The organism is Actinoplanes sp. ATCC 53533 (assembly GCF_003947245.1).
Map to the genome: position 1 here is coordinate 1 of NZ_QHHV01000397.1, position 5,296 is coordinate 5,296.

Consider the following 5,296-nt stretch of genomic DNA (forward strand, 5'->3'; position numbering starts at 1 on the left):
TCGACCGGCTTCTCGGTCAAAGTCGGCGCAACCCGCTACACGACGACAGCCCGGCACTGCGTTGCGCATGACTACCGGCCCCTCAACAACACAAAGAGCTACGGCGACGGCGTGCGGAATTCCACAGACGGCGCGGCTCGCCAAATGAGTGCGAAGGGGTCACCGCTCATGTTCGACGGATCCCACAATGATTCCAATGGTTACAAGAAGACCGTCGTTGGTTATGGTGACGTGAGCCTCGGCGACAAGGTGTGCACCAGTGGGGCGAACTCCGGCGTCCACTGCGGCATTCGCGTCACCCAGATGGTTCACTGGTTCGACGATGAGTACCCGCATGTCAGCAATTCAACGTTCTCGACGATCGTCGGAGATCAGGACGACCATAAGACCGCGGCCTGCAAGGGTGACAGCGGCGGCCCGGTCCTGGTGACCGCCGGTGATATGAAGGTCAAGGCCGTGGGCATGATCCAGGGAGGGCCGGCCGACGACGCGAGGTACCGGACCTCCTCTCCCACCTGGGGTGGCAACAGCGTCTGCACCTGGCGCTTCTACTTCACCGCGATGCGCACGATCGTCAATACTCTTCCCAACGCGTCCCTCGTGACCGGCTGAGCCTTGAGCGGATGGCGGTAGCGATACCCGGCCTCCGGTAGCGACGGACAACGATTCCGCCAGGGACGTGCCCGCTGCGCCGGAGGCCGGTGCGCTTTGCAGCGGGGATCCGAGAAATCCCAAGTTTTCGGCAGAACCCCTTCCACAGGCAGGGCTGGCCGTGACGTTATCAACGTGAACCGTGCCGGCTGGCCGGCGGCACCGCCAGAGTGAGGTCACCGTGACGTTCGATGAGTTCCTCCGCGCCGAGATGGCCGGGCTCGCCCGGTTCGCCGGTGCGCTGACCGGCGATCATCATCTCGCCGAGGACGTGCTGTCCGACGCGCTGATGATCACATCGGCGCGGTGGGGCCGGATCGGGCGGATGGACAATCCCGTTGGATACGTGCGTCGCGTCGTGGTCACCACCTTCCTGTCCGAGCGCCGGAAGGCACGACGTCGGCGCACTGAGGCAACGGCCGACTTGAACGTGTTGGACCGGGCAGGCCATGACCCGCATGAGGCGGTACACGGCCGCGATGCCATCGAACGGCTGTTGGCCAACCTCACTGCGCAACAGCGCGCCGCAGTCGTGCTGCGCTACCTGTTCGACCGCCCGGATGAAGACATCGCCGCGGTTCTGTCCTGCTCGGCCGCCACGGTGCGGTCGCACCTTTCCCATGCCCGCGCGGCCTTGCGCCTGGCCGCGGCTCCTGCGGAACGAGGCACATCCTGATGGACCCCACCCAGCTACGCGACACGCTGTCGCAGCACGACGCCGACCCCGACATCGTGCTCACCAAGCTGCACACCAAGCTGAGCGCTCGCCGCCGACGCCAGCAGGTGACCGGTGTCCTGGCCGCCGTCCTGGTTGTTACGGTCGGGATCGGTACTTGGTCGACCATTGGCCGGGCTCCGGCGAGCAGTCCGAGCCCGGCCGTCGGTGCGCTGCCCGGTGCCGAGACCACCGGCGGCGCCGCTGACTCCGGTTTCGGCGCGAGCGGGTGTCTCGCGTTGACGGAGTCGATCTCCCGGACCGCGGCCGATGGGGTGTCTCTCATCACCGCGCAGGGCAAGCTGACTGGACGTACCGGGATCGACGGCTACGACCATCAGGAGATGGTGCTCACCCACGTCCGCACCCTCGTGGGTCCCAAGGTCAGCGACGGCGCCACCGCTTGGACACTGACAGTGAAGCGACCTGCCACTCCCGAACCGGGCGTCACCGAAGGCGGTCCCGACGGGCCATTGTGGGGCCCCGAAGGAGCATTGATCGGCTTCTACGCCACACAACAGGTAAACAAGGGTCCCCTCGGCGCCACCATCAATCACGTACCCGTCGTCGGCGAGAACGCCATCCTGCTCGCCGACGACTGCTGGAACGGTTTCGCTCCCGGCGATCTGAAAGGTACGCCGTACAGTGGCCCGCTCACGGAAATCCCCGGCAGCAACACCTACGACCGGCTTGCGCGACGGGGATTCGTCGCCATCCCGCTCAAAAGCATCGAAGGCCTGATCAAGTAGTCCCCGAATCTCGCCAAGGGCGGGAAGCCGTCGGGCGCGTCACCGTGCTGCCACTCGCGGCCCAGGCTGGGCAAAGCGCCACACCCGTGCGGGTACAACTGGCAAGGCATGGTGTGACGCCTGAGAGGCGGCTGTCACACCCGCTCAGCGCCGCTCGCCGCTGGTCCGGCCCCCATTCGACCTCCGGAATGCCGCCGTGTCGCTCTGAGTGAACGCAGGGCCCGGTTACCCAGGTCGCCGAGTGGGCGGACAACAGCGTGCACGTCCTCATGCGGGTGTACGCCAGGCGCTTCCATGGTCAGGACGAGGCGGTCCGGAAGCGTATTGAGTCCGCACTCCTGATTCGCGAAAGAGTGACAAGGCAGGTCGTTGGCCGGTTGGAAAGGCCGATCAGCGACGGACGAGGGACCGCGTGTCGAGTTCAAACCGGAACGGATGCTCGGAGGTTAGGCTCGCACCGGTCTTCACGACGGCTTCCTCGACGTAATGCTGGTCATCGAGGCGGTTGAGCCGCAGCGTAAGCGAATCCGGCGCCTCGTGCTCGACCAGGAGATACCACCCGATGCTGGCGGCAGCGTATAGCTGCATCTTGAGCACACGCTCCATGGCGGCGTTGCTCGGCAAAACGATCTCACCGATCAGAAGGACCCGGGAAGCGTCCGCCGTGACGGCCTCCTCGTCCAGGTCCACCACAGCCAGGTCGGGAATCACGATGCGGCCGGTGTGCAGCCGGATGTTGATCGCCTCGCACACGAAGAGCCCGGCCGGCGAGGCGCCTTCCTCCAGCGCGTTCGCCAGACGGCGGGAAAGGCGCTGATGGCTCATGGTCGGCGCGGGGCTCACCACCAGGCTCCCATCGATCAGCTCGATCCGGTCCGTCGTCTCGCCGAGCGCAAAGTACTCGTCCTCAGTCCATGGACCGACGTGGTCAACCACTCCCACGCTCATCGACGACGTCACCCCCACCGGCTCACGAGAATCTGCTCACAGCCCACGGTATGGCGCCGTAGGCGGCATGGCGTCCCTGGAAGCGGCACACCAGTGGGGTAGAACGAGATCGACCGTAAGGCGATGGTAATTCCGAAGCGGGCCCGTGCACTGCTCGCCGCCGTTCGCGTCAAGGAGAGACGTTCTTCGGCTACCGGAGGAAGCGTTCCACCTGCGGGAGGACGAGTACGAGCGACCAACGCGCAAGGACAGGTGGGGATGGCTCCACCTCACCGGGGCAACCGTGGCCGTCGGCAACGGGTGGGGCGACGCGGACGGCACGATCGAGCACCGGGCGCTCAAGCACCGAGGCCGCAACGCGACCCGCGACGTTCCGGCCGCCCCGGACCTCTGAGCCCTGCTTGACCAGCACCTCGCCGACTACCCCGCCGGAGTGAACGGCTGGCTGTTCGTCACCCGGAGCGGCCCCGGCGGGAAGTGCCGGCCTCGGCAGGGCAGCCATTGACGAACAACGCCTACGGGACGGCCTGGCGCAAAGCGCGAGAGAAGGTCTTGACGCCCGCACAGCAACGCTCCCCGCTGGCCCGCCGGCCGTATGACCTGCGCTACGCCGCCGCAGGTCGCCGAATGGGCAGGGGCACAGCGTGCACGTCCTGATGTAGGTCTACGCCAAGTGCATCGACGGCCAACGGGAAGCAGCCAAGAAGCGGATCGAGGAAGCGTTGAAGGCCGAGGATGCGGAGCCCGACCAGCCGGAAGGATCTTGACCAACTTTGCCGCGCATTTGCCGTGACGAGTGAGATCAACCGGTCCTGAGTGAGACTCAGCGGGACCTACAAGATCGGCCCCTCACCGCTGTTTCAGCAGGTGAGGGGCCGTTTCTTGCTGCTTGTGGCGGGTAGAGGATTCGAACCTCTGTAGCTTTCGCGACGGATTTACAGTCCCGTCCGCACATCGGCCGTGACCAGGCCGTACGACCGAAACCTGTACGGCGTGGGGACGCATGGGGGAGCAGGAGAGCGCGCTCGGCGCCGTGGCCCTGAACGACAGAACGCCCGGTTGGCCCTCGGCGGCCGGTTCGTGTCGTACCCCCGTCGTAGGGTCGTTGCGTGACTCTCGCCGATGTGACCCACGCCAGCGTGCTCGCTGCCGTTCAGGAGTTCGACCGCCTCGGCCGCGGACCGTTCCTCAAGCACACCGGGTTCGGCCCTGCGAGGGCTTACTACCTGGATCACGACGGTCGGCTGTACGACTCGAAGCCGATCATCGGGTATGCCCACGGCGTAAGCACCGGCACCGCGTTCGGCCCTAAGGACTTCACCGGCGGGGACAAGACGGTTGCCCAGAGGTTAGAGACGCTCGGGTTCACGGTCGCGTTCCTACCCAACCCCGACTGGACCTGGGACGAGATCGTCCTCGCGGGCGAGCTGGTGATGGCGAACGGGCGACGGCAGCTCGAATCCGGGGATCCACGGGTCAAAGAACTTTCCGAGCTGCTTCAGAGCCCCGCCATCCACCCCGGCCGGCGGAACCCTGACTTCCGGAATCCGTCGGGAGTCGCCCGGAAGACATGGAACATCGTCAACGAGAGCAGCAACGGGAACCGACTCGACAAGGAAGTCTTCGACGCCTTCCAGGCGAACCCCGCCGAGATGCTCGCGATGGCCTCTCGTATCCGGGAGCTGCTGCGGGCCGGCGACGCTGCTGGTGCCATCGTCGATGTCCCTGATCCCGACCTTGACGACTTCTCTGCTCCGGAGGGCGGCCTAGCGCTACGCGCTCACCTTCGGCGGGAGCGTGACCCCAAACTCCGCCGCAAGAAAATCGCGGATGCCAGGCACCGAGGCATGCCGATCGCCTGCGAAGCCTGTGGCTTCGACTTCGGTCGTGCGTACGGGCCTCGCGGTCAGGATTACATCGAGTGCCATCACCGCACGCCCTTACACGTCACCGGTGAGACGAACACCCGGCTGAGTGACCTCGCGTTGATCTGTTCCAACTGCCATCGAATGGTGCACCGCGCACGCCCGTGGCTGACGATCGAGGCGTTGCAGGACCTTGTCGTCGCACAGAGGTCGGCCGGCTGAGCGGCCACACGCTTTCCAAGTCTGTTGACCATCGTCCGACGCCAACCGATACCGTCCCTGACCTGCGGAAGTCCTCTATCGGCGGACAAGATCGAACGGCATCGGTCGGCAACGAATGAGACCATAATTGAGACCGAACGCGCCGC

General features: G+C 65.7%; 5 protein-coding genes. 4 read left to right on the plus strand and 1 reads right to left on the minus strand.

What is annotated here, in order from left to right; genetic code table 11:
* From DMB66_RS62075 to DMB66_RS58145, 3 genes are all read left to right on the plus strand, one after another.
* The coding region (locus DMB66_RS62075) for a hypothetical protein (protein ID WP_199753272.1) at positions 1–612 on the plus strand (612 nt) is incomplete at its 5' end.
* Positions 613–832: 220 nt separating this feature from the next.
* Positions 833–1,327, plus strand: coding sequence for a sigma-70 family RNA polymerase sigma factor (locus tag DMB66_RS58140; RefSeq protein WP_158647711.1), 495 nt, complete (start codon positions 833–835; stop codon positions 1,325–1,327).
* The gene (locus DMB66_RS58145; RefSeq protein ID WP_125812511.1) at positions 1,327–2,115 is read left to right on the plus strand and encodes a hypothetical protein; all 789 of its coding nucleotides are present in this window, start codon (positions 1,327–1,329) and stop codon (positions 2,113–2,115) included. The genes DMB66_RS58140 and DMB66_RS58145 overlap by 1 nt, the downstream gene beginning before the upstream one ends.
* A gap of 390 nt (positions 2,116–2,505) precedes the next feature.
* Here the strand turns inward: DMB66_RS58145 and DMB66_RS58150 are convergent, their stop codons facing one another.
* Positions 2,506–3,063, minus strand: a complete 558-nt coding sequence (locus DMB66_RS58150; RefSeq protein WP_125812512.1) for a Uma2 family endonuclease — start codon at positions 3,061–3,063, stop codon at positions 2,506–2,508.
* Between the two features lie 1,109 nt (positions 3,064–4,172).
* Between DMB66_RS58150 and DMB66_RS62080 the strand changes: the two genes are divergently transcribed.
* Positions 4,173–5,150, plus strand: a complete 978-nt coding sequence (locus DMB66_RS62080; protein ID WP_158647712.1) for an HNH endonuclease — start codon at positions 4,173–4,175, stop codon at positions 5,148–5,150.
* Positions 5,151–5,296 lie beyond the last annotated feature (146 nt).

What these genes read in the sequence shown, in the direction of transcription:
- DMB66_RS58145 (WP_125812511.1), top strand. Translation starts at nt 1,327, where the DNA reads ATGGACCCCACCCAGCTACGCGACACGCTGTCGCAGCACGACGCCGAC.
- DMB66_RS58150 (WP_125812512.1), bottom strand. Translation starts at nt 3,063, where the DNA reads ATGAGCGTGGGAGTGGTTGACCACGTCGGTCCATGGACTGAGGACGAG.